Origin of the sequence: Streptomyces polyasparticus (assembly GCF_014493765.1) — a bacterium.
Taxonomy (GTDB): Bacteria; Actinomycetota; Actinomycetes; order Streptomycetales; family Streptomycetaceae; genus Streptomyces; species Streptomyces polyasparticus.
This window is the reverse complement of the sequence record NZ_JACTVJ010000014.1, coordinates 271,028-292,418: the sequence shown is the minus strand read 5'-3', so window position 1 is coordinate 292,418 and position 21,391 is coordinate 271,028. Positions and strand designations below refer to the sequence as shown.

Annotated in this window: 19 protein-coding genes; 14 read left to right on the top strand and 5 right to left on the bottom strand. The window is 71.6% G+C overall.

Translation table 11 applies throughout. From position 1 onward, the window contains the following. Window positions 1–6: 6 nt before the first annotated feature. Entirely contained in the window at window positions 7–606 is a 600-nt protein-coding gene (locus H9Y04_RS29115) for a hypothetical protein (RefSeq protein WP_187817028.1), read from the bottom strand. A 116-nt stretch (window positions 607–722) separates the two neighbouring features. Between H9Y04_RS29115 and H9Y04_RS29110 the strand changes: the two genes are divergently transcribed. Next, window positions 723–1,607, top strand: coding sequence for a tetratricopeptide repeat protein (locus H9Y04_RS29110; protein WP_187817027.1), 885 nt, complete (start codon window positions 723–725; stop codon window positions 1,605–1,607). A gap of 111 nt (window positions 1,608–1,718) precedes the next feature. Here the strand turns inward: H9Y04_RS29110 and H9Y04_RS29105 are convergent, their stop codons facing one another. Both H9Y04_RS29105 and phoU read right to left on the bottom strand, forming a co-directional pair. Then, window positions 1,719–1,877, bottom strand: coding sequence for a hypothetical protein (locus tag H9Y04_RS29105; RefSeq protein WP_187817026.1), 159 nt, complete (start codon window positions 1,875–1,877; stop codon window positions 1,719–1,721). A 164-nt stretch (window positions 1,878–2,041) separates the two neighbouring features. Further along, window positions 2,042–2,737 (bottom strand): phosphate signaling complex protein PhoU, encoded by a 696-nt coding sequence (gene phoU / locus H9Y04_RS29100; RefSeq protein WP_187817025.1) that lies wholly within the window; start codon window positions 2,735–2,737, stop codon window positions 2,042–2,044. Between the two features lie 336 nt (window positions 2,738–3,073). Between phoU and phoR the strand changes: the two genes are divergently transcribed. Together phoR and phoP are read left to right on the top strand one after the other, a co-directional pair. After that, window positions 3,074–4,417: a two-component system sensor histidine kinase PhoR gene (phoR, locus tag H9Y04_RS29095; protein ID WP_187817024.1), complete on the top strand. Its 1,344-nt coding sequence runs from the start codon at window positions 3,074–3,076 to the stop codon at window positions 4,415–4,417. Further along, the gene (gene phoP, locus H9Y04_RS29090) at window positions 4,414–5,094 is read left to right on the top strand and encodes a two-component system response regulator PhoP (protein ID WP_187817023.1); all 681 of its coding nucleotides are present in this window, start codon (window positions 4,414–4,416) and stop codon (window positions 5,092–5,094) included. Before phoR ends, phoP begins: the two co-directional genes overlap by 4 nt. Window positions 5,095–5,190: 96 nt before the next feature. Here phoP and H9Y04_RS29085 read toward each other — a convergent pair whose 3' ends face one another. Next, window positions 5,191–5,883 carry a copper chaperone PCu(A)C domain-containing protein gene (locus H9Y04_RS29085; RefSeq protein WP_187817022.1) on the bottom strand — a complete coding sequence of 231 codons (693 nt, stop codon included), beginning with the start codon at window positions 5,881–5,883 and terminating at the stop codon, window positions 5,191–5,193. 607 nt (window positions 5,884–6,490) lie between these two features. On the opposite strand from H9Y04_RS29085, the gene H9Y04_RS29080 reads away from it, so the two are divergent. The 6 genes from H9Y04_RS29080 (at window position 6,491) to rlmB (ending at window position 11,918) form a co-directional block, all read left to right on the top strand. Further along, the gene (locus H9Y04_RS29080; protein ID WP_003953493.1) at window positions 6,491–6,973 is read left to right on the top strand and encodes a CarD family transcriptional regulator; all 483 of its coding nucleotides are present in this window, start codon (window positions 6,491–6,493) and stop codon (window positions 6,971–6,973) included. A gap of 381 nt (window positions 6,974–7,354) precedes the next feature. Further along, window positions 7,355–8,116, top strand: a complete 762-nt coding sequence (ispD, locus tag H9Y04_RS29075) for a 2-C-methyl-D-erythritol 4-phosphate cytidylyltransferase (protein ID WP_187817021.1) — start codon at window positions 7,355–7,357, stop codon at window positions 8,114–8,116. Further along, entirely contained in the window at window positions 8,106–8,618 is a 513-nt protein-coding gene (ispF, locus tag H9Y04_RS29070) for a 2-C-methyl-D-erythritol 2,4-cyclodiphosphate synthase (RefSeq protein WP_187817020.1), read from the top strand. The genes ispD and ispF overlap by 11 nt, the downstream gene beginning before the upstream one ends. A 377-nt stretch (window positions 8,619–8,995) precedes the next feature. Beyond that, window positions 8,996–9,400 (top strand): PPOX class F420-dependent oxidoreductase, encoded by a 405-nt coding sequence (locus H9Y04_RS29065; RefSeq protein ID WP_187817019.1) that lies wholly within the window; start codon window positions 8,996–8,998, stop codon window positions 9,398–9,400. A gap of 79 nt (window positions 9,401–9,479) precedes the next feature. Continuing rightward, window positions 9,480–10,880: a cysteine--tRNA ligase gene (gene cysS / locus H9Y04_RS29060; RefSeq protein WP_187817018.1), complete on the top strand. Its 1,401-nt coding sequence runs from the start codon at window positions 9,480–9,482 to the stop codon at window positions 10,878–10,880. 87 nt (window positions 10,881–10,967) lie between these two features. Then, on the top strand, window positions 10,968–11,918 hold the full coding sequence (gene rlmB, locus H9Y04_RS29055) for a 23S rRNA (guanosine(2251)-2'-O)-methyltransferase RlmB (protein ID WP_187817017.1): 951 nt from the start codon (window positions 10,968–10,970) through the stop codon (window positions 11,916–11,918). A gap of 38 nt (window positions 11,919–11,956) precedes the next feature. Here rlmB and H9Y04_RS29050 read toward each other — a convergent pair whose 3' ends face one another. After that, window positions 11,957–12,217, bottom strand: a complete 261-nt coding sequence (locus tag H9Y04_RS29050; protein WP_187817016.1) for a hypothetical protein — start codon at window positions 12,215–12,217, stop codon at window positions 11,957–11,959. A 381-nt stretch (window positions 12,218–12,598) separates the two neighbouring features. Here H9Y04_RS29050 and H9Y04_RS29045 point away from each other — a divergent pair, with 381 nt between their 5' ends. From H9Y04_RS29045 to H9Y04_RS29025, 5 genes are read left to right on the top strand one after another with little or no spacing between them, the layout of a single operon-like run. Beyond that, window positions 12,599–14,230: an ABC transporter substrate-binding protein gene (locus H9Y04_RS29045; protein ID WP_187817015.1), complete on the top strand. Its 1,632-nt coding sequence runs from the start codon at window positions 12,599–12,601 to the stop codon at window positions 14,228–14,230. Beyond that, window positions 14,227–15,225: an ABC transporter permease gene (locus H9Y04_RS29040; RefSeq protein ID WP_187817014.1), complete on the top strand. Its 999-nt coding sequence runs from the start codon at window positions 14,227–14,229 to the stop codon at window positions 15,223–15,225. Before H9Y04_RS29045 ends, H9Y04_RS29040 begins: the two co-directional genes overlap by 4 nt. Then, a complete protein-coding gene (locus tag H9Y04_RS29035) occupies window positions 15,225–17,228 on the top strand; it encodes a dipeptide/oligopeptide/nickel ABC transporter permease/ATP-binding protein (RefSeq protein ID WP_187817013.1) in 2,004 nt (667 codons plus the stop codon). The genes H9Y04_RS29040 and H9Y04_RS29035 overlap by 1 nt, the downstream gene beginning before the upstream one ends. Next, a complete protein-coding gene (locus H9Y04_RS29030; protein WP_187817012.1) occupies window positions 17,225–18,070 on the top strand; it encodes an ABC transporter ATP-binding protein in 846 nt (281 codons plus the stop codon). Before H9Y04_RS29035 ends, H9Y04_RS29030 begins: the two co-directional genes overlap by 4 nt. Then, window positions 18,067–21,390, top strand: a complete 3,324-nt coding sequence (locus H9Y04_RS29025) for a serine hydrolase (RefSeq protein WP_187817011.1) — start codon at window positions 18,067–18,069, stop codon at window positions 21,388–21,390. The genes H9Y04_RS29030 and H9Y04_RS29025 overlap by 4 nt, the downstream gene beginning before the upstream one ends. Window position 21,391 lies beyond the last annotated feature (1 nt).

Below are 21,391 nucleotides of genomic sequence, written 5' to 3'. Positions count from 1 at the left end.
GGATGCTCAGGGGCGGGCCCGTCCTGCCCCAGCTCCCTTACGCAGTCCGTCCGTTGCGAGCCGCGGCGGCGCACCGCCCAAGTCCAGGAGCACCCCGTGGTAATGGTCCGCGAAGTCGATGCGGGTGAGGTCCGTGTAGCGGAGCTTGGTGGGTTTGCGGCGCCACTCGGCCGTGCTGTCGATCTCCTGGAGGCGCAGGGACTTCTTGCCGAGCGAAGCCACCTTGCCGATCAGCGCGAAGTCCGGGTCCAACTCCTCCTGGAACACGGCCACCAGGGGATACGCGCCCGCCGCCTGCTCCAGGAGTTCACGCGTCCCCGCCAGGGACAGCCGCGGAGCCGGCGGCGGCCACGTGCCGTGGCGCTTCTGCCAGCGGCGGTCCACGTCGCGCTTGCCGCGCGTGCGGACCGAGGTCACGTCCCGGGTGCGCAGCAGTACGTACCCGTCGAGCATCGAGTCGGTGACCAGCAGGAGCAGCGTCCAGGCGCGGTCCGTGTCGATGACGAAGCCGATGAGCGGCTCGTCGGGCACGAGCCCGTCGCGCTCCACCCGTACGACCAGCCGCTCGTCCACGGCCCGCCGCAGCAGCCGCCGTTCCTTGTTCATGGGATCACCCTGGGGCAGGGGCGAGCCTCCCGCAAACCGATTTCGCCGCCGCCCGCCGTACCCCCGCCGTGCCCCATGTGACACTTCTCCGCAGGTCAAGGGGAGGGTCACAGCACGTGGAACAAGCAGAGGCCGGGAAGCTGGTCGGCCGGGCGCAGGAGGCCTGGGACCGGGAGGAGTGGCTCGAGGCGGCCCAGCTGTACGAGCGGGTGCTCGCGCACTATCCGGACGAGGAGCCCAGCGCCGCGTGGTGGTACGACGCCGCGCTCGCGTACAAGTTCCTGCGGAACTGGGCCAAGGCCCACGAGCTGGGCCGCGAGGCGGCCGCCCGCGCACCGCGGGGCGCCGGCGACCCCGCGTACTGGAATCTCGGCATCGCGGCCACCGTCCGGCGCGACTGGGCCACCGCACGCGACGCCTGGCAGGGCTTCGGGATCCGACTGCCCGACGGCGAGGGCGAGATCACCGCGGACTTCGGCGTCGCCTGCGTGCGCCTGGACACGGGCGGCGAGCAGGAGGTCGTCTGGGTGCGGCGGCTCTGCCCGACCCGCGGCCGGGTCCTGAACGTGCCCGCGACCAAGGGCCGCCGCTTCGGCGAGATCGTCGTCCACGACGGAGTGCCCAACGGCGAGCGGACGTACGGCAAGAGCACCGTCGCCGTCTTCGACGAGCTGCTGCTCCTGGAGCCCTCCGAGCTGCCGACCCTGCACGTCACCGTGCACGCACCGCAGGCCGCCGACCTCGACGCCCTCGTCGAGGCCTTCTCCGTACGGGAGTTGGGGGCCGAGCCGGCCGGCTCCTTCCATGCGCTCTGCAGTTGCTGCAGCACGGGCACCGTCGACTGCGACGAGCAGGCCGCCCCCACCCGGGCCGGCACCCAGAAGGTCTGGCTCGCCGCCCCCGAGGCCGAGGCCCGTGAGCTGCTCGACGACTGGGCGGCCCAGGACGAGGGCGGACGCTCCTGGAGCGGGCTGCAGTCCGCCGAGGGCCACGAGGCCTGAGAGCAGGACGAGTTGAGCGCACGACGAAGGGGCCCGCTCCCCACGGAGCGAGCCCCTTCCTCTCGTACGAGCCTCATACGGGACCCGGACGCGTCCCGGACGAGAACGGCGTCAGCCGCCGCACTGGCAGGGCGCCCCCTGCTGGCAGCCGCAGCCGCAACCCGAACCGCAGCCGCAGGCACCGAGAAGCGGCAGAGCCACGACTTCGACCGGCACCGCGGTGTCGGCGGACTGTTGCGTCTCGGGCACGGGCGTGGGGGAGTCAGCCATTGCGAACCTCCTCAAGGCACTGTTGCCTACGCCCAGTTGATGCCCACAGGGCCCGGCGCATCAACGGCGCACAGAGGTTCAATTCCGGCCGACGCCCTGCGCGCCCGCGGGCCGGGGCCGCACGCCCCGTGGGCCCGGGCCGCACGCCCCGCGGACCGAGGGCGCTACGCCCCCTCGACCGGCGCGCTCTGCGCCCCGCCCGCGTTCTGCTGCAGCTCGTCGGCGTGCTCACCCGTCACCAGGTACACCACACGCTTCGCGACCGACACTGCGTGGTCCGCGAACCGCTCGTAGTAGCGGCCGAGCAGCGTCACGTCGACGGCCGTCTCGATGCCGTGCTTCCAGCGGTCGTCGATCAGGTGCTGGAAGAGCGTGCGGTGCAGGAGGTCCATCTCGTCGTCGTCCTGCTCCAGCTGGAGCGCGAGGTCGACGTCCTTGGTGATGATGACCTCGGCGGCCTTCGCCATCAGACGCTGCGCGAGCTGCCCCATCTCCAGGATCGTGGCGTGCAGGTCGTGCGGCACGGCACGCTCCGGGAAGCGCAGCCGGGCCAGCTTGGCCACGTGCTGGGCGAGGTCGCCGGAGCGCTCCAGGTCGGCGCTCATCCGCAGCGAGGTGACGACGATACGCAGATCCGTCGCGACCGGCTGCTGACGGGCGAGCAGGGCTATCGCGCGCGCCTCGAGCTCGTGCTGGAGATCGTCGACCTTCTGGTCGGCGGCGATGACGCTCTCGGCCAGCTTCAGATCGGCGTCCAGCATGGCCGTCGTCGCGCGCCCGATCGCCGATCCGACGAGACGGGCCATCTCGACGAGGCCTTCGCCGATCGAATCGAGTTCCTCGTGGTACGCGTCCCGCATTGATCAGTCCCTCTCTGAATACGTGCCGGGGCTGGGCTCTCGCCCCGGTCCGTGGGCCGAAGCCACCAGGCTCCTTACCCCACGCTCCCACGGTCCCGGTGAAACGCGACCGGGACCGGCATGCGATATGAAGCGACCCTGACCTCAAGGTGAACTCTGGGTGCCGCTTCCCCCGCCGCTCGCGGCCCCCTATATCACCCCTTACCGGGTGCATCGCCGCAGATCGGTCACCCAAATGAACCAGCGGCCTACCGTCGGTGAACTCTCGGCGACGAGTGTTCGAGCAGACACTCCGACGGCTGTGGCGGGCCCTGAACCCGTGCCTAACCTGGAGGCATGGACGTGAACGCGGCGGTCGCCGCAGCGGCTGCGATCGCCGGAGTGTGCACCGGTGTCATCGCCATGCTGGCGTTCCGCTGGAGCGAACGCGACCAGAAACGCCCCACTCGCACTTCCCTGCACACCGACCCGGTCCTGCCGCCCGGCGTGGACACGGTCCTGTCCGTGCTCCGCTCGTCCGCGGTCGTCCTCGACGAGGGCGACGCCGTCGTCAAAGCGAGCTCGGCCGCGTACGCGCTCGGCCTCGTCCGCGGCGGAAAGCTGGCCGTGGAGCCCATGCTCCAGATGGCCCGCGACACCCGGCGCGACGGCGAGATACGCCAGGTGGAACTGGACCTGCCCCGCCGCGGCACCGGCCGCGGCGACGCCCTCGCGGTCTCGGCCCGCGTCGCTCCGCTGGGCTCGCGCCTGGTGCTGCTGCTCGTCGAGGACCTGACCGAGGCCCGCCGTATCGAAGCCGTACGACGCGACTTCGTCGCCAACGTGAGCCATGAGCTCAAGACCCCGGTCGGCGCCCTGAGCCTGCTCTCCGAAGCGGTCATGGACGCCTCCGACGACCCCGAGGCCGTGGAGCGCTTCGCCGGCCGGATGCAGATAGAGGCCACCCGCCTCACCAACCTGGTCCAGGAGCTCATCGACCTCTCCCGCGTACAGAACGACGACCCGCTCGAGGACGCGGAGCCCGTACGCGTGGACGAACTGGTCGCCGAGGCCATCGACCGCTGCCGCCACCAGGCCGGCACCAAGCAGATCACCATGGCCGCGGGCGGCACCGCCGACCTGTACGTCTGGGGCAACCGCGGCCAGCTCGCCGCCGCCCTCGGCAACCTCGTCGAGAACGCCGTGAACTACAGCCCCGCCCGTACGCGGGTGGGGATAGCCGGCCGCAAGGTGAACGCACCCGGCGGCGACCTCATCGAGGTCGCGGTCACCGACCAGGGCATCGGCATCTCCGACAAGGACAAGGACCGCATCTTCGAGCGCTTCTACCGCGTCGACCCGGCCCGCTCGCGGGCGACCGGAGGCACCGGCCTCGGGCTCGCCATCGTCAAGCATGTTGCCGCCTCGCACGGCGGGGAAGTGACCGTATGGAGCTCCGAGGGCCAGGGCTCCACCTTCACGCTCCGGCTCCCGGAGGCGGGCGCCGTCCGCGAACGGAAGCCGTACATCGCCAAGGGTGCGGACTTCGACCAGCTCGAAGCGGCCGGCCCCGACGACTTCCCTGACGACGACGTCTCCCCGCACGACGACGTCTCCCCGCACCACCACGACCGCTCTGCGAACCACCCAGACGCTCGCGCGACCCGCGAGCCCCTGCCTGCCCCGGAGGTCCTTCCGTGACCCGAGTGCTCGTCGTCGAGGATGAGGAATCCTTCAGCGACGCCCTGTCCTACATGCTCCGCAAGGAAGGCTTCGAGGTCGCGATCGCGACCACGGGCCCCGACGGGCTCGACGAGTTCGAGCGCAACGGCGCCGACCTCGTCCTCCTCGACCTGATGCTCCCGGGCCTGCCCGGCACGGAGGTCTGCCGCCAGCTGCGCGGCCGCTCCAACGTCCCGGTGATCATGGTGACCGCCAAGGACAGCGAGATCGACAAGGTGGTCGGCCTGGAAATAGGAGCCGACGACTACGTCACCAAGCCCTTTTCCTCGCGTGAGCTCGTGGCCCGCATCCGTGCGGTCCTGCGCCGCCGCGGAGAGCCGGAGGAGGTCACTCCGGCGGCCCTGGAGGCGGGACCGGTCCGCATGGACGTGGACCGCCACGTGGTGACGGTCGGCGGCGACAAGGTCGACCTGCCGCTCAAGGAGTTCGACCTCCTGGAGATGCTCCTGCGCAACGCGGGCCGCGTGCTGACCCGTATGCAGCTCATCGACCGGGTCTGGGGCGCGGACTACGTCGGCGACACGAAAACCCTCGACGTCCACGTCAAGCGCCTGCGCGCCAAGATCGAGCCGGACCCGGGCGCACCGCGCTACCTGGTGACGGTCCGCGGCCTGGGCTACAAGTTCGAGCCGTAAACCGCGGTCGTACGGCGCCGTTGACCGCAGCCGTACGTACGTGAAAGGGGGCGCCCGCCGGCACGGCGGGCGCCCCCTTTCGCTGCTGTACGCGGGTCAGTGACCGGAGCCCGTCGCGGCGCTCTCGGACGCGCCGTCCGTCGGCTCGCCGGCCGCACCGTGGCCGCCCGCGCTCTCGGACGCACCGTCGGTGGGCTCCTCGGTGGAGCCCACGGTCGCCGAGCCCGTCGGCGAGGCCGACTCGGAGGCGCCGGCCGCTGGGGCCTCGGGGACCTCTTCCGGACCCCACTCGCTGAAGTAGCTCGTGGCGGGCACGACGAAGGTCTTCATCGTGATGTCACCGGTCTCGCTGAGGGTGAAGGTCACCTTCTGCGCGTTGCCGTCCTGCACGGCCTCACGGCTGCTCGGGAGCATCGCCGTGGCGTTGTCCTTGCCGCCGATGATCAGCGAACCGCCCGCCGGGATCGTCAGCGAGCCGCCCTTGGCCGGCTTGAGCTCGGCCTCCTTGGCGGTGCCGTCGATCTTGATGGACTCGAGCGTCTGGTCCGACGTGCCGTTGTTGAAGATCGTGGCCGAGATCGCGGCGGGGCCGGTCGACTCCAGGTCGGGCTGGGTGATCACCAGCGCGTTCTGGATCTTGACCTTGCCGTTGTCGACGGAGGTCGCGGCGTTGTCGGGGCGAACGCCGAGGGTCTGGGCGTCGTTGCCGGCACCGCACGCGGCGAGCGTGGCGATCGCGAACGCGAGGGTGGTGGCGGCGATGGCGCCGCGTCGAAGGCTGCGGCTCACGGCGGGCGCAACTCCTTGAAGCGTGGGGCGGACTCGGGCGGTACGGGACGGTGGTAAAGCCGTCCTAAAACTCTGTCAGCGCGCTTAGGTTACCGACCTGCTGTCGGGCGGCCGCACCCGACCCGCCCCTTGTCCGCGCGGGTCCGGGCGGGGAGCTCGGCGGCCGCGATCTCGTCCGGCTTTCACATATTCCCCACGAGTGCGGTGGCGTGAATTCTCGGGTAACGAAAAGCGGCCCTCCGACGGAAGCGGAAGGAATTGATCAAGGGGCGGCAAAGATCAATTCCGGATTGCCGTCACATCAACCGCCACATCACTCTCGTACGTCTCTCGACTCACCGAACGGAGTAGCGGAACCCCGCTGTCCGGACGTGCTCAAACCGGGACGTTCGGCCTCTCGGGTGGGGTGCGGGGGCTCTGTAACGTACGCGTTTCCGCTTCCCCGAACAGCCGCTCCGACCTGCGAATACCTGCCTCCGCAAAGGCTCCGCAGCACGTTCCTGTTGCTGTTGTCAAGCCCCGAGATATGCCCTGACCTGCGAAAACGCCATTCAGAACCCGCCGTTTCCGTGTTACCCTGGATAGCCACGGAAGGGGTACCTGTCACATGACGTTCAAGGTTGGCGACACCGTGGTCTATCCCCATCACGGGGCCGCGCTGATCGAGGCCATCGAAACTCGCCAGATCAAAGGCGTGGACAAGACCTACTTGGTGCTGAAGGTCGCCCAGGGCGACTTGACTGTTCGTGTGCCAGCGGACAATGCGGAGTTCGTCGGCGTGCGCGACGTTGTCGGTCAGGACGGACTCGACCGGGTCTTCGAGGTGCTTCGTGCACCGTATGCCGAAGAGCCCACCAACTGGTCCCGGCGTTACAAGGCGAATCTCGAGAAGCTCGCTTCGGGCGATGTCATCAAGGTCGCCGAGGTAGTGCGTGACCTGTGGCGTCGTGAGCGCGAGCGCGGCCTTTCGGCCGGCGAGAAGCGCATGCTCGCCAAGGCGCGCCAGATTCTGGTCAGCGAGCTCGCGCTCGCGGAGAACACCAACGAGGACAAGGCCGAGGCCCTGCTCGACGAGGTCCTCGCGTCCTGACGCAAAGAGTCGGGGGGATCAATGATCCGGATCGCTGATCGCCCCTACAGGTCGTAAGACTGCTGCGACCTGCACAATGATGCCGCGGTGCCCGCTGGCCGGTCCCAGACCGTGCCGCCGGGCACTGCGGCATGCTTGTCGGCGTTTGCGAAAACGTGCGCACGACACTGCGCGTACGCCGACGGATGCTCCCCGCTCCGGCTGCAGTATCCCGGGGGACAACCCCCGGACCCCCGGCCGGACATACAAGTGCCGGGCCCGGGCACTGGCGCCCAGGTACTCGACCGCGTGTCACGGAAGGGGTCGCGGTCAAGGCGTCGTGCCCGGCACGGTGTGGCCATACCCATGTCCCCCGAGGACACAAACCTGAACGCGGACCTGATGTCAGACGAAACGACTCAAGCTCCCCCGAGTGCGCCCGGCGCCGCCCGTACCGCCGCGGTCATCCCTGCGGCAGGCCGCGGAGTGCGCCTCGGTCCCGGTGCCCCGAAGGCGCTGCGCACGCTCGGCGGTACGCCGATGCTCATCCACGCCGTACGCGCGATGGCGAACTCACGGGCCGTCTCCCTGGTCGTGGTGGTCGCGCCCGCGGACGGCACCGCCGAGGTCAAGTCGCTGCTCGACGCGCACACGCTGCCCGAGCGCACGGACTTCCTGGTCGTGCCCGGCGGTGAGAACCGCCAGGACTCCGTGCGGGCCGGTATCGACGCGCTGCCGCCCGGCTACGACACCGTGCTCGTGCACGATGCCGCCCGGCCGCTGGTGCCGGTGGACACGGTCGACGCGGTGATCGAGGCGGTACGGGACGGGGCGGTCGCCGTCGTTCCCGCGCTGCCGCTCGCCGACACGGTCAAGGAGGTCGAGCCCTCCGCGGACGGCGGACCCGAGCCGGTCCTCGCCACTCCCGCCCGTGCGCGGCTGCGTGCGGTGCAGACCCCGCAGGGCTTCGACCGGGCGACCCTCGTACGGGCGCACGCGACGGTGACGGAGAACGTCACGGATGACGCCTCGATGGTCGAGCAGCTGGGGCTGCCGGTGGTCGTGGTGCCCGGGCACGAGGAGGCGTTCAAGGTGACGCGTCCGCTGGATCTGGTGCTCGCCGAGGCCGTGCTTGCGCGCAGGAGGAAGAACGATGGGTTCTGAGACGTCGGGAGCTGCCGGGATGCGGCTGCCGCAGGTGGGGATCGGTACGGACATCCATGCCTTCTCGGCCGACGAGGACCGGGAGCTGTGGGTCGGCGGGCTGCTGTGGGAGGGCTCCGGGCCGGGGCTCGAAGGGCACTCGGACGCGGATGTCGTGGCGCATGCGGCGTGCAATGCGCTGTTCTCGGCGGCGGGGCTCGGGGATCTGGGGCAGCACTTCGGTACGGGGCGGCCCGAGTGGTCGGGGGCCTCGGGGGTCACGCTCCTGACGGAGGCTTCACGGATCGTGCGCGATGCGGGCTTCTCGATCGGGAACGTGGCGGTTCAGGTCGTCGGCCTGCGTCCGAAGATCGGCAAGAGGCGGGCGGAGTCGGAGAAGGTGCTGTCGGCGGCGGTCGGGGCTCCGGTCTCGGTGTCCGCGGCCACGTCGGACGGTCTGGGCTTCACCGGGCGCGGTGAGGGTCTGGCCGCGATCGCGACGGCGCTGGTGGTTCGGGGCTGACTTTTTCCCCTACCCGCCCCTTCCCGAAACCGGGGCTTCGCCCCGGACCCCGGCATCCGAGCTTCGCTCGGATCTGCTCAAGCGCCGCAGGGGCTGGATATGGCGAAGCCCCCAGTTTCGGGAAGGGGCGGGGTGGGGGAAGAGGCCCGCCGCAGGCAGCAGCGAACCCGCACCCGGGCCGAGGCGGGGGCTCCGCCCCCTGCACCCCCGCACCCGGGCGAGGCGGGGGCTCGCCGCCCTGCCCCCGCACCCGGGGCCAAAGCGGGGGCTCCGCCCCCTGCCCCCCGTAGGGCGGCGCGGGGCCTTGGATGGCAAGGGGCGGTTCGGGTAGTCGTTGCGGAGTCAACGAGTGAACCGAACCACCCTGGAGGCAACCCATGTCCGCCGAACTCTCCGAAGACCTCAAGCGCCTGCTCGACACCCCCGTCTTCATCACCGTGGCCACCATCCAGCCCGACGGCAGCCCCCAGCTGTCGCCGGTGTGGGTGAAGCGGGACGGAGACGACATTCTGTTCTCGACCACGCGGGGGCGGCAGAAGGAGAAGAACCTCGACCGCGACCCGCGGCTCAGCATCGTCGTGCAGCCCTTCGACGCCCCGTACACCTACGCCGAGATCCGCGGCACCGCCGCGATGACGGAAGAGGGCGGTCAGGAGCTGATCGACGAGCTGGCGATGAAGTACGTCGGCAAGAAGTACGCCGACTTCAACCCGGCCTCCGCCCAGGATGCCCCTCGCGTGGTCGTGCGGGTCACGCCGGTCAAGGTCGTCGGGCGGATCTGAGCCGGCCAGTATCACAAACTTGTCCCGCGGCCCCCGAACGGTCGCGGGGCACTGCCCTGCGCCCACTACCCTTGATGTCGTGACTATTCGCCTGTACGACACCAGCGCCCGGCAGATCCGTGACTTCATCCCGCTCACGCCGGGCTGCGTCTCGATCTACCTGTGTGGCGCGACCGTGCAGGCCGCCCCGCACATCGGGCACATCAGGTCGGGGCTGAACTTCGACATCCTGCGCCGCTGGTTCACGTACCGCGGCTACGACGTGACGTTCATCCGCAATGTCACGGACATCGACGACAAGATCATCACCAAGGCCGCCGAGCAGGGCCGGCCCTGGTGGTCGATCGGGTACGAGAACGAGCGCGCGTTCAACGACGGCTACCAGGCGCTCGGCTGCCTGCCGCCCACGTACGAGCCGCGCGCCACCGGCCACATCACCGAGATGGTCGAGATGATGCGCGGGCTCATCGAGCGCGGGCACGCGTACGAGTCCGAGGGCAACGTCTACTTCGACGTGCGGTCCTTCCCCGGCTACCTGGAGCTCTCCAACCAGGAGCTGGACAACCTGCTGCAGCCGTCCGCCGACGGGGAGACCGGCAAGCGGGACTCGCGGGACTTCGCCATGTGGAAGGCGGCGAAGCCCGGGGAGCCCAGCTGGGAGACCCCCTGGGGCCGCGGCCGTCCCGGCTGGCACCTGGAGTGCTCCGCGATGGCCCACAAGTACCTGGGCAGCGCGTTCGACATCCACGGCGGCGGGCTCGACCTGATCTTCCCGCACCACGAGAACGAGATCGCCCAGGCCAAGGCGTACGGCGACGAGTTCGCCAAGTACTGGCTGCACAACGCCTGGGTGACCATGGCGAACGAGAAGATGTCGAAGTCGCTCGGCAACTCGGTCCTCGTGAGCGAGATGGTGCAGCGCTGGCGTCCGATCGTGCTGCGCTACTACCTCGGCACCCCGCACTACCGCTCGATGATCGAGTACAGCGAGGAGGCCCTGCGCGAGGCCGAGTCCGCGTTCGCCCGGATCGAGGGCTTCGTGCAGCGCGTGGTCGAGAAGGCCGGGGGCCCGGTCGAGCCCGCGGCCGAGGTGCCGCTCGCGTTCGCCGAGGCCATGGACGACGACCTCGGGGTGCCGCAGGCGCTCGCCGTCGTGCACACCACGGTCCGCCAGGGCAACAGCGCCCTCGCCGCCGACGACAAGGAAGCGGCCATCGCGCGGCTCGCCGAAGTGCGCGCCATGCTCGGCGTCCTCGGTCTGGACCCGCTCGACCCGCACTGGGCCGGCGAGAGCGACCGGGGCGAGGACCTGCACGGAGTGGTCGACACCCTCGTACGCCTGGTCCTCCAGCAGCGGGAGTCGGCGCGGGCCCGTAAGGACTGGCCCGCGGCGGACGCCATCCGCGATCAGCTCAACCAGTCGGGACTCGTCATCGAGGACGGCCCCGACGGTCCGCGCTGGACCCTCGGTCCTCGCTGATCAAGCGCTAGATGTGCCGCCCGGTCGACCGGGCGGCACACTGCATATACGAACTTCATGCTTCGCAGACGTAGAAACAGGTAGGTCATGGCCGGGAACAGCCAGCGCAGGAACCGTCGCACCAGCAACAAGAAGGGTGCGACGGTCGGCAGCGGTGGCAAGCGGCGCCGCGGCCTGGAGGGCAGGGGTCCGACGCCGCCCGCGGAGATGCGCAAGAAGCACAAGAAGAACCGCATCGCCAACGCCAAGGCCAAGCAGGCCGCCCGCAAGCCCATCGCACGGCGCGGCGGCAAGGGGCAGTCGGAGCTGGTCGTGGGGCGCAACTCCGTGTACGAGGCGCTGCGCGACGGCGTGCCGGCGACGACGCTGTACGTGCAGCAGTTCATCGACAACGACGAGCGCGTACGCGACGCCCTGAGCCTCGCGCAGGAGCGCGGCGGCATCCACCTGATGGAGGCGCCGCGGCCCGAGCTCGACCGGATGACCAACGGGCTCAACCACCAGGGCATGGTGCTCCAGGTCCCGGCGTACGAGTACGCGCACCCCGAGGACCTGGCCGCCGCGGCCTTCGACGTGGGCGACGACCCGCTGATCGTCGCGCTCGACGGCGTCACCGACCCGCGCAACCTCGGCGCGGTCGTCCGCTCCGTCTCCGCCTTCGGCGGTCACGGTGTGGTCGTGCCCGAGCGCCGCGCCGCCGGTATGACGGCCGGCGCCTGGAAGACCTCGGCCGGTGCCGCGGCCCGTACGCCCGTGGCCCGTGCCACCAACCTGACGCGCGCGCTCGAGGCGTACCAGAAGGCGGGCCTGACGATCGTCGGTCTCGCGGCCGACGGCGAGCACAAGGTCGGTGACCTGGAGGCGCTCGGCGGCCCGGTCGTGATCGTGGTCGGCAGCGAGGGCAAGGGCCTGTCCCGCCTGGTCGGCGAGACCTGCGACTACCTCGTGCGCATCCCGATGCCCGGTGGTGCCGAGTCCCTGAACGCCGGTGTGGCGGCGGGCGTCGTCCTGTACGAGGCGGCCCGGCGCAGGAGCTGAGCCCGCCCCCCTCTTGCGGAGTCTTACGGAATCCTCTTTTACGGAGTCCTCGTGGTCGCCTCGGTGACCGCGAGGACGTCCACCATCCGGTGCAGCCTGCGGCGCGCCCTGGGTGCGTCGGCCGGTGCGAGGACGATTTCGGCGGTGGCGCGGGTGTCCTCGGACACTCGGTAGGTCAGCTCGCTCACCGGCACCGAGCGCAGGGTCGACACGATCCGGCCCAGGCCTTCGCGGGTGTCGCGGAGGGTCACGGTGAGCCGGGAGGCCGGGTTCTCCGGCAGCGGTTCTACTGACGTCATGGCGGGCGCTTCCTCGTATCGGGCGGATCGGGCCGGAAAACAAAAAGACCCCTCGCGGATGCGAGAGGTCTGCGTGCGGGCGGTGGGCGGTCGTCGGAGGCGTGGCCTCCTGATCACCTCGGTGCCGGCACGCTGCAGCCAATAATGAGCTGACGCGGCATGGCGCGGATGCTGGCACGGATCCCGGTCCGCGGCAACGCCATCTCACGCTGCGGACAGCGGACTTGAGGGCACGGCTCTCGCCCCCCTCGCCTGGCGCGGCATTCGTCGCAGGCGACGAACACCCCCGCCTCTCCTTGGTGCGGCCGACGAAGAGCCGGCCGCGCGTTCTGCCCTACCTTCCCGGCATCACGGTTGGCAGCCTCGGAGGTGGGGATCCGCATGAACACGTGGTCCAGCAGGAGATACGCGGGGCACGGCCTGCCGCTGATGGCGGTGGGCGCGCTCGTCCTGAGCGGGTGCGGCGGCTCGGGCGGCGGCGCCGGGGGCGGGCAGGAGGGCGAGCTGGCGGACGGCCGCACGTTCACCCTCGCGTACGGCTCCGACCCGGGCACCCTCGACCCGGCGCAGACGGTGATGTCGATCGCGATCGGCGTCAACCGCTTCCTGTACGACCCGCTGATCCACCTCGACGAGCGGGGTGAGCCGGTGGCGGGGATCGCGCGGAAGTGGGAGGCGACGACCACCACCGCCTCCTTCACGCTGCGCCCCGGTGTCACCTGCTCCGACGGCTCGCCGCTGACCGCGAGCGATGTCGCCGCGAACATCGACTACATCGGCGACCCGAAGAACAAGTCCCCGCTCGCGGGGCTCTACATCCAGCCCGGTACGAAGGCGAAGGCCGACGACCAGGCGGGCACGGTCAGCCTGACCAGCGGCGCACCCGACGCCTTCCTGCTGCGCAACGCGGGCTCGGTGCCCATCGCCTGCGGGAAGGGCCTGCAGGACCGCGGGGTCCTGACCAAGGGCGGCAAGGACAGCGGCACCGGCATGTTCACGCTGACCGAGGCCGTCCCGGGCGACCACTACACGCTGACGCGGCGCAAGGACTACGCCTGGGGGCCGGGCGAGTTCGACGCGAAGGCGAAGGGGCTGCCGGACAAGGTGACGGTCCGGGTGATCCCTAACGAGTCCACGGCCGCGAACCTGCTGCTCTCGGGCGAGCTGAACGCGGCGACGGTGATCGGGCCCGAGCAGAAGCGGCTCGGCGCGCAGAAGCTCTTCCACGCCGACGTACAGGCGCCGGTGGGCGAGCTGTTCTTCAACCAGAACGGCGGCAGGCCCGGCGCGGACGAGAAGGTGCGCCGCGCCCTGGTGCAGGCGCTGAACCTGTCCGACATCGGCAAGGTGATCACCAACGGCACCGGGAGGCCCGCACAGGGCATGGTCACCATCGAACCCCGGGCCTGCACGGGCGACTCGGTCGGCGGCAATCTACCGCAGTACGACCTGGCGGCGGCCAAGTCCGCGCTGGACGCGGCGGGTTGGAAGGCCGGCGCCGGCGGCGTACGGACGAAGGACGGCAAGAAGCTCAAGCTCTCGCTCCTGTACGGCACCCAGCTGGGGCCGACGATGGCCGCGGGCGCCGAGCTCGTGCAGAAGGAGTGGCAGAGCCTCGGCGCCGAGGTGACCCTGAAGCCGGTGGACAGCCCGGCGCTCAACAACGCGCTGTTCGGCTCCGGTGACTGGGATGTCTCGATGGGCCCGGTCGCCGTCTCCTCGCCCACGCAGCTCGTGCCGTTCATGGCAGGGCCGAAGCCGCCCGAGGGCGTCAACTTCGCCGGGGTCGAGAACGCCGAGTACCAGGCGGCGGTGCAGAAGGCAGGGGGCGAAGTCGGCACAGCGGGCTGCGACTTGTGGATGAAGGCCGAGCAGGAGCTGATCAAGCAGGTCGACACGGTGCCGTTCTACAACTCCGTCGCACCGGTCTTCGGCAAGAACGCCCGCTTCGGGCTCACCCAGGGCGCGATCGTGCCGTCCTCGATCCGGATGTACGCCGGGGCAGGGCAATGACAACGGCCGTTCTGCCCAAGAGAGTTGAAGCGGCCTACAGGTGGTGGGACAACCGGTGGGCGGTGTTCGCCGCCCGCCGCGCGGCCCGGCTGCTCGTCTCGCTGTGGGTGCTCCTCTCGGCCGCGTTCCTGATGATCCACCTGATCCCCGGCGACCCGGTGCGCGCGGCGCTCGGGATGACGGCCTCGCCGCAGCTGGTGGCGGCGCGGCGGGCGGAACTCGGGCTCGACGATCCGCTCCTGGAGCAGTATCTGCGCTTCCTGGGCGGGGTGTTCACCGGTGACTTCGGCAGCTCCACCGTCAGCGGCCTTCCGGTGGCGCAGACCATCGGGGAGCGGCTGCCGGCGACCCTGGAGCTGGCGGGGTTCGCCTTCCTGGTCGCGTTCGCGGTGGCTGTTCCCCTCGGCACGGTGATGGCCGCCCTGACCCGGGGCGGCCGGCGACGGGGCGCCGAGCTCGCGTTCACCTCGACGAGCGTGGTGCTCGCCGTCGTACCGGAGTTCCTGCTCGCCGTGGTGCTCGCGTATGTCTTCGGGGTGCGGCTCGGCTGGCTGCCGGTCGCGGGCCGCGGGGAGCCCTCCTCGTATGTCCTGCCGGTCCTTGCCCTCGCGATCGGGCCCGCCTCGGTCCTGGCGCGGATCGGCCGCGTGGAGATGCTGGCGGTGCTCGCCGACGACCACATCCGTACGGCACGGGCGAAGCGGCTGCGGCCCCGGCTCGTCTACCTCCGCCACGCGCTGCCCAACGCCCTCACGTCGACGCTGACCCTCGGCGGGCTGCTCCTGTCGTCCCTGGTGGCGGGGACGGTCCTGGTGGAGAACGTGTTCGCCTGGCCTGGGCTCGGCTCGACCGTCGTGCAGTCGATTCTGCAGAAGGACTATCCGGTGGTGCAGGGGATCGTGCTGGTCTACGGAGCCGGGGTGCTCCTGGTGAACCTCCTGGTCGACGTGGTGCTCGCCCTGCTCGACCCCCGGTCCGCGATCAGGGAGGGCTGATGGGGACCGATCAGGGCGGCCGGACGGGGACCGACCAGGGCGGCCGGACGGGGAAGACCTCCGCTCGGCGTTCGCGGTGGTGGGCGGTGGCCCGTACACCCGTGGGGGCCTGCGCCGGCGGGCTGCTGCTCGCGATCACGGTGCTCGCCGTCCTCGCGCCCCTCCTGTGGGGCGATCAGGCGGCCGTCGTCGACACGTCCGCGATTCAGCAAGGCCCGTCCGAAGCCCACCCGTTGGGCACCGACAGCCTGGGCCGCGACCTCCTGTACCGCGTGCTCGTCGCCACCCGGCTCAGCCTGCTGCTCGCCCTCGCCGCCACGCTGCTCGGCGTGAGCCTGGGCATCCTCCTGGGCGCGGCCCCCTCGGTGCTGCCGCGCCGCACGGGCCGGCTGGTCACCGCGGTGGTCAATATCGCCGTCGCGTTCCCCGCCCTGCTGCTCGCCCTCTTCTTCGCGGTCGTCTTCGGAGTGGGCGCCAAGGGGGCGGTGCTCGCGATCGGACTGGCCACGGCGCCCGCTTTCGCGCGCCTGACCCAGACCCTGTCCGCCTCGGTCGCGGGCAAGGACTTCGTGGCCGCGGCCCGGGTCGCGGGCGTCGGCAGGTTCCGGCTTCTGGTCCGCCATGTGCTGCCGAACATCGCCGAACCGCTGGCCGTCAACGCCACCATCGGCGCGGGCTCGGCGCTGCTCGCCTTCGCCGGACTCTCCTTCCTGGGTCTGGGAGTTCAGGCGCCCGACTACGACTGGGGCCGGCTGCTCGGCGAGGGCCTGAACCGGATCTACCTCACACCCGCGCCGGCCCTCGCGCCCTGCGTGGCGGTGGTCGTCACCGGTCTGGCGTTCAACCTGTTCGGCGAGGCCGCGGCCGCCGCGCTCGGGGTGCGCACGCTGTCGCGCCGTACGGCCCCGGCTCCGGCGCCTGTCGCCGCGCCCGCTGCCGCGCCGGACTCCCTGGAGGCAGGGGAGGCGGTGCTCGCCGTGGAGGATCTGCGGGTCTCCTTCCCCGGTACGAACGGGCCCATCACCCCCGTCCGAGGCGTGAGTTTCCTCGTACGGAGCGGGGAAGCGGTCGGGGTGGTCGGCGAGTCCGGGTCCGGCAAGAGCCTGACCGCGATGGCCGTGTCCGGTCTGGTCGAGCCGCCGGGTCAAGTGAGCGCGGGCCGCCTGGAGTTCCTGGGCACGCCGCTGCTCGACACCCCGCAGCGCGCACTGCGGCCCCTGCTCGGCACCTCGCTCGCGCTGGTCTTCCAGGACCCGATGACCTCCTTCAATCCCGTACGGGGCATCGGCAGGCAACTCGCCGAAGTGGCCGAGGAACACCAGCAGTTGGGCCGCAAGGCGGCGCACGAGCGTGCCGTGGACCGGCTGAGGGCCGTGCGCATTCCCGCACCGGAGCGGCGGGCGCGGCAGTACCCGTACGAGTTCTCCGGCGGGATGCGGCAGCGCGCGATGATCGGCATGGGCCTCATGGGGGACCCGCGCCTGATCATCGCGGACGAGCCGACCACCGCGCTCGACGTCACCGTGCAGCGGCAGGTGCTGCGGCTGCTCGGCGAGGTGCGGGCCGCGCGGGACACCGCGATCCTGCTGATCAGCCATGACGTGACGGTGGTCGCACAGACCTGTGACCGGGTGCTCGTCATGTACGCCGGACGGATCGTCGAGGATCTGCCGGCGGCCGATCTGTACGAAAGGGCCCGACACCCCTATACGCGGGCCCTGTTGGCGGCGGTCCCGGACCTCGGCACCGACCGGGACCGCCCGCTGGCCGTCATCGAGGGGCGCCCGCCGGAGCCGGACCGGATGCCGCAGGGGTGTGCGTTCGCCCCGCGCTGTCCCCGTGCGGACAGCCGCTGCCTGGCCGAGAGCCCGGAGCCGGAGCCGGTCGCGCGGCGGGAGGACCGGAGGGAAAGCCACAAGGAAACCCACCGGGTCGCTTGTTGGCATCCCGTCGAGGAGGCCGGGGAGCCGGCCGCGAAGACCGTGGCAGGAGGGACGGCATGAGCGGGCTCGTCTTCGATCGGGTGGGCGTGCGCTACGGCACCGGCCGCCGGGGATTCACCGCGGTGGACGGAGTGAGCCTCACCGTGCCGCCCGGCCAAGTGGTGGGCCTGGTGGGCGAGTCGGGCTCCGGGAAGTCCACGCTGGCCCGGGCCGCGGTCGGCCTCGCGCCCGTCGGCTCCGGGCGGATCCTGCTCGACGGCACCGACGTACAGCGGCTGCCGCGGGGAAGGCGGCCGGTGCAGATGGTGTTCCAGGACCCGTACTCCTCGCTCGACCCCCGGATGACCGTCGGGGACTCCATCGCCGAGGCCATGCCCCGCGGCCGGGACAGGGCGGCGCGCAGGGCGGCGGTGGCACGGCTACTGGAGCAGGTCGGCCTGGACCCCGACCGGGCAGGAACGCTGCCCGGCCGGCTCTCCGGCGGTCAGCGCCAACGCGTCGCGCTGGCACGGGCATTGGCGGGAGAGCCCGATGTCGTCATCGCCGACGAGATCACCTCGGCGCTCGATGTCTCCGTGCAGGGCGCCGTGCTCAATCTCGTACGGGACCTGCAGCGGCGGCTCGGTCTGTCGATGCTGTTCATCTCGCACAACCTCGCCGTGGTGCGCTACGTCAGCGACCACATCGCGGTGATGCACCAGGGCCGGATCGTGGAGTCCGGCCCGGCCGGGGAGGTCCTGGCCGATCCGTCCCATCCGTACACCCGAGAGCTGCTGTCGGCGGTGCCCACGCGTGGCTCCGTACGGGAGACGGCCCTGCGCGACCCCCTATGCCCCGCGGACCACGAAAAGCCCGCCCCCTCGCCGTATCCGCATCGCACCCAAGGAGACCGCACACCGTGACACGACGCCCGGGTATCGACGACCTGTACGCCCTCGCGCTGCCGGAGCAGCCCGCGCTCTCTCCTGACGGCACCCGAGTCGTGTACGTCCTGCGCACGGCGGACCGCGAACACGACCGGGACCACCGGGAGTTGTGGACCGTGCCGGCCGGGGGAGGGCCGGCACGCCGGCTCACCCGGGAGCCGGCGGACACCGCGCCCGCCTGGTCGCCGGACGGCCGGACGCTCGCGTTCGTGCGCGGCGGCGGGGACGGGCCGCCGCAGCTGTGGCTGCTGCCCGCGGACGGCGGCGAGCCGGAGCCGGTGACCGAGTTGCCGCTGGGCGCGGGGGCGCCGGTGTGGAGTCCGGACGGGAAGACCCTGGCGTTCACCGCAGCGGCGGGCCCTTCGGACGACGGGAAGGCCCCCGTGGCCACGGACCGGCTCGGCTACAAGGCGGACGGGCAGGGCCTGTTCGGGCCCGTCCGCGCCCAGCTGCACGTCCTCGACCTGGCCACGCGCACCGTGCGCCGGCTCACCCACGGCGACCGGCACGTGGGCGCCCCCGCCTGGTCGCCGGACGGGCGGCGGCTCGCCTTCGCCTCGGCGTGCGGGGACGACGCCGATCTGACGCTGCGCAGCGCCGCGTACGTGGTGGACGCCCATGACCCCGGTGCCGCGCCGCGCCTCGTCGGCGGCGACGAAGGCCTCGCGTACACCGTCACCTGGACCGCCGACGGGGCCGCACTGCTCGTCACCGGCCGCACCGACGTGCGGGCAGCGCACACGGGACTGCTGCGGGTGCCGCTCGACGGCGGCCCCACGGACGACCTCACCGTCGCACTCGACCGCAACCTGATGCCCGGCGGTCCGGGCTACCCGGGTGCGCTGCCCCAACTCGCCGACGAGAACGTCCTGTTCTGCATACGGGACCGCGGCTGCACCCACCTGTACGAGCTCGACGCACGCGGGGAGAGCCGGCCGCTGGTCGCCGGGGACGGGCAGGTGGTCTCCGGGCTGTCCGTCGCCGTGAGCGCTGCCGACACGAACACCGCCGCCGGAAACACCGCCGTCGTCGTGCTCGCGACGCCCTCCTCGTACGGGGAGATCGTCGCCGTCGACCTGTCCACCGGCCGGACCCGCACCCTCACCACCCACGGCGCGAACCTCGCCGACGTCGAGCCCTTCGCCCCGCAGGAGCGGGAGTTCACCGTCTCCGACGGCACCACCGTGCACGGCTGGCTGCTGCGCGACCCGGAGCACACCGGCCCCGGGCCGCTGCTGCTCGACATCCACGGCGGTCCGCACAACGCGTGGAACGGCGCGGCCGATTCCGTGCACCTGTACCACCAGGAGCTCGTCGCCCGCGGCTGGTCGGTCCTGCTGCTCAACCCCCGTGGCAGCGACGGCTACGGCGAGGCGTTCTTCACCGGCGCCATCGGCGCCTGGGGCGCGGCCGACGCACGGGACTTCCTCGAACCCCTCGACGCCCTGGTCGAGGAGGGGATCGCCGACCCGGACCGACTGGCCGTCGCCGGCTACAGCTACGGCGGGTTCATGACCTGCTGGCTCACCAGCCGCGACGACCGGTTCGCCGCCGCCGTCGCGGGCGGTGCGGTCAGCGATCTGACCAGCATGTGCGGCACCAGCGACGAGGCCCGTGCGCTGGGGATCGCCGAGCTGGGCGGACCGCCGTGGCGGCACCGTACGGAATACGCCGCGCTCTCCCCGTACAGCCGCGTGGAACACGTCCGCACCCCCACGCTCGTCGTGCACGGAGCCGCCGACGAGCGCTGTCCCGCCGGGCAGGCCGAGCAGTGGTTCACGGCGCTGCGCGAACGGGGCGTGCCCGCGCGGCTCGTGCTGTACCCCGGCAGCTCGCACCTGTTCCTGCTCGACGGGCCGCCCTCGCACCGCACCGACCTGGGCCGCCGCATCGTGGCCTGGGTGGAGGAGCACGCCGGCGGGCGCAAGGCGCCGCTGGACACCGCGTACTGGCAGCGCAGGCTCACCGAACTCGCCGAACGCCACCGGGTGCCGGGCGCGGTCCTGGGCATCGCGCACGGCGACCGGCTCGCGGTCGCCGCGCACGGGGTGCTCAACAAGGACACGGGCGTCGGGACCACCGAGGACTCGCTGTTCCAGATCGGATCCATCACCAAGGTGTGGACGGCGACCCTGGTCATGCAGCTCGCGGACGAAGGGCTCATCGACCTCGACGCGCCCCTCGTCGAGGTCCTGCCGGAGCTGCGGCTGTCGGATCCGCAGGTCGCCCAGAAGGTGACGATGCGGCAGCTGCTCACGCACACCAGCGGGATCGACGGCGACATCTTCACGGACACCGGGCGCGGGGACGACTGCCTGGAGCGGTACGTGGACCGGCTGGACGAGGCCGCGCAGAACCATCCGCTCGGCGCGACCTTCTCGTACTGCAACTCGGGATACGTCCTCGCGGGACGCGTCGTCGAGAAGCTCACCGGCATGACCTGGGACCAGGCCCTGCGCGAGCGGCTGTGCGCCCCGCTGGGTCTGCAGCGGACCGTGACGCTGCCCGAGGAGGCGCTGCGCTTCCGGGCCGCGATGGGTCATGACGCGGGCGGCGACGAGGAGCCGCGCACGGTGCCGGCCTGGGGGCTCGCCCGGTCCGCGGGGCCCGCCGGGCTGATCACCGCCACCGCGGCCGACGTGCTCGCCTTCGCGCGGATGCATCTGGCGGGCGGCGCCGCGCCCGACGGCACCCGGGTCCTGTCCGAGGGCGCCGCGCACGCGATGACGCAGGAGCAGGTGAAACTGCCGGACGAGCACACGCTCGGCGACTCCTGGGGGCTCGGCTGGATCCGCTTCGGCTGGGACGGACAGCGCCTGATCGGCCACGACGGCAATACGCTCGGCCAGTCGGCGTTCCTGCGGCTGCTGCCGGACCAGGACCTCGCGGTCACGCTGCTCACCAACGGCGGGGGCGCGCACGACCTGTATCTCGACCTGTACCGGGAGATCTTCGCGGAGCTCGCCGGGGTCGAGATGCCGCGTCCCCTGGAGCCCGCGCCCGCCCCGCCCGAAGCCGATCTGGGCCCGCACCTCGGCTGCTACGAGCGGGCCGGGGCGCGGATCGAGGTGTTCGACGACGAGGAGGGGCCCCGGCTGCGGATGACCGTGACCGGGCCGCTGGCCGCGCTCGTGCCCGATCCGGTCGAGGTGTATCCGCTGGTGCCGGTCGCGGACGACGTCTTCCTGCTGCGCCGGCCGGGCTCGGCCGCGTGGACGCCGGTGACCTTCTACGGCCTGCCGACCGGGGAGCGCTATCTGCACTTCGGCGTCCGTGCCACTCCGAAGGTGTCCTGAC

Bases quoted from the DNA above. Each gene is read 5' to 3' on its own strand.
- H9Y04_RS29035 (WP_187817013.1), top strand. From the start codon at position 15,225: ATGGGGACCGATCAGGGCGGCCGGACGGGGACCGACCAGGGCGGCCGG.
- H9Y04_RS29030 (WP_187817012.1), top strand. From the start codon at position 17,225: ATGAGCGGGCTCGTCTTCGATCGGGTGGGCGTGCGCTACGGCACCGGC.
- ispD (WP_187817021.1), top strand. From the start codon at position 7,355: ATGTCAGACGAAACGACTCAAGCTCCCCCGAGTGCGCCCGGCGCCGCC.
- H9Y04_RS29050 (WP_187817016.1), bottom strand. From the start codon at position 12,217: ATGACGTCAGTAGAACCGCTGCCGGAGAACCCGGCCTCCCGGCTCACC.
- rlmB (WP_187817017.1), top strand. From the start codon at position 10,968: ATGGCCGGGAACAGCCAGCGCAGGAACCGTCGCACCAGCAACAAGAAG.
- phoR (WP_187817024.1), top strand. From the start codon at position 3,074: ATGGACGTGAACGCGGCGGTCGCCGCAGCGGCTGCGATCGCCGGAGTG.
- H9Y04_RS29040 (WP_187817014.1), top strand. From the start codon at position 14,227: ATGACAACGGCCGTTCTGCCCAAGAGAGTTGAAGCGGCCTACAGGTGG.
- H9Y04_RS29045 (WP_187817015.1), top strand. From the start codon at position 12,599: ATGAACACGTGGTCCAGCAGGAGATACGCGGGGCACGGCCTGCCGCTG.
- H9Y04_RS29065 (WP_187817019.1), top strand. From the start codon at position 8,996: ATGTCCGCCGAACTCTCCGAAGACCTCAAGCGCCTGCTCGACACCCCC.
- H9Y04_RS29105 (WP_187817026.1), bottom strand. From the start codon at position 1,877: ATGGCTGACTCCCCCACGCCCGTGCCCGAGACGCAACAGTCCGCCGAC.
- phoU (WP_187817025.1), bottom strand. From the start codon at position 2,737: ATGCGGGACGCGTACCACGAGGAACTCGATTCGATCGGCGAAGGCCTC.
- ispF (WP_187817020.1), top strand. From the start codon at position 8,106: ATGGGTTCTGAGACGTCGGGAGCTGCCGGGATGCGGCTGCCGCAGGTG.
- H9Y04_RS29115 (WP_187817028.1), bottom strand. From the start codon at position 606: ATGAACAAGGAACGGCGGCTGCTGCGGCGGGCCGTGGACGAGCGGCTG.
- H9Y04_RS29080 (WP_003953493.1), top strand. From the start codon at position 6,491: ATGACGTTCAAGGTTGGCGACACCGTGGTCTATCCCCATCACGGGGCC.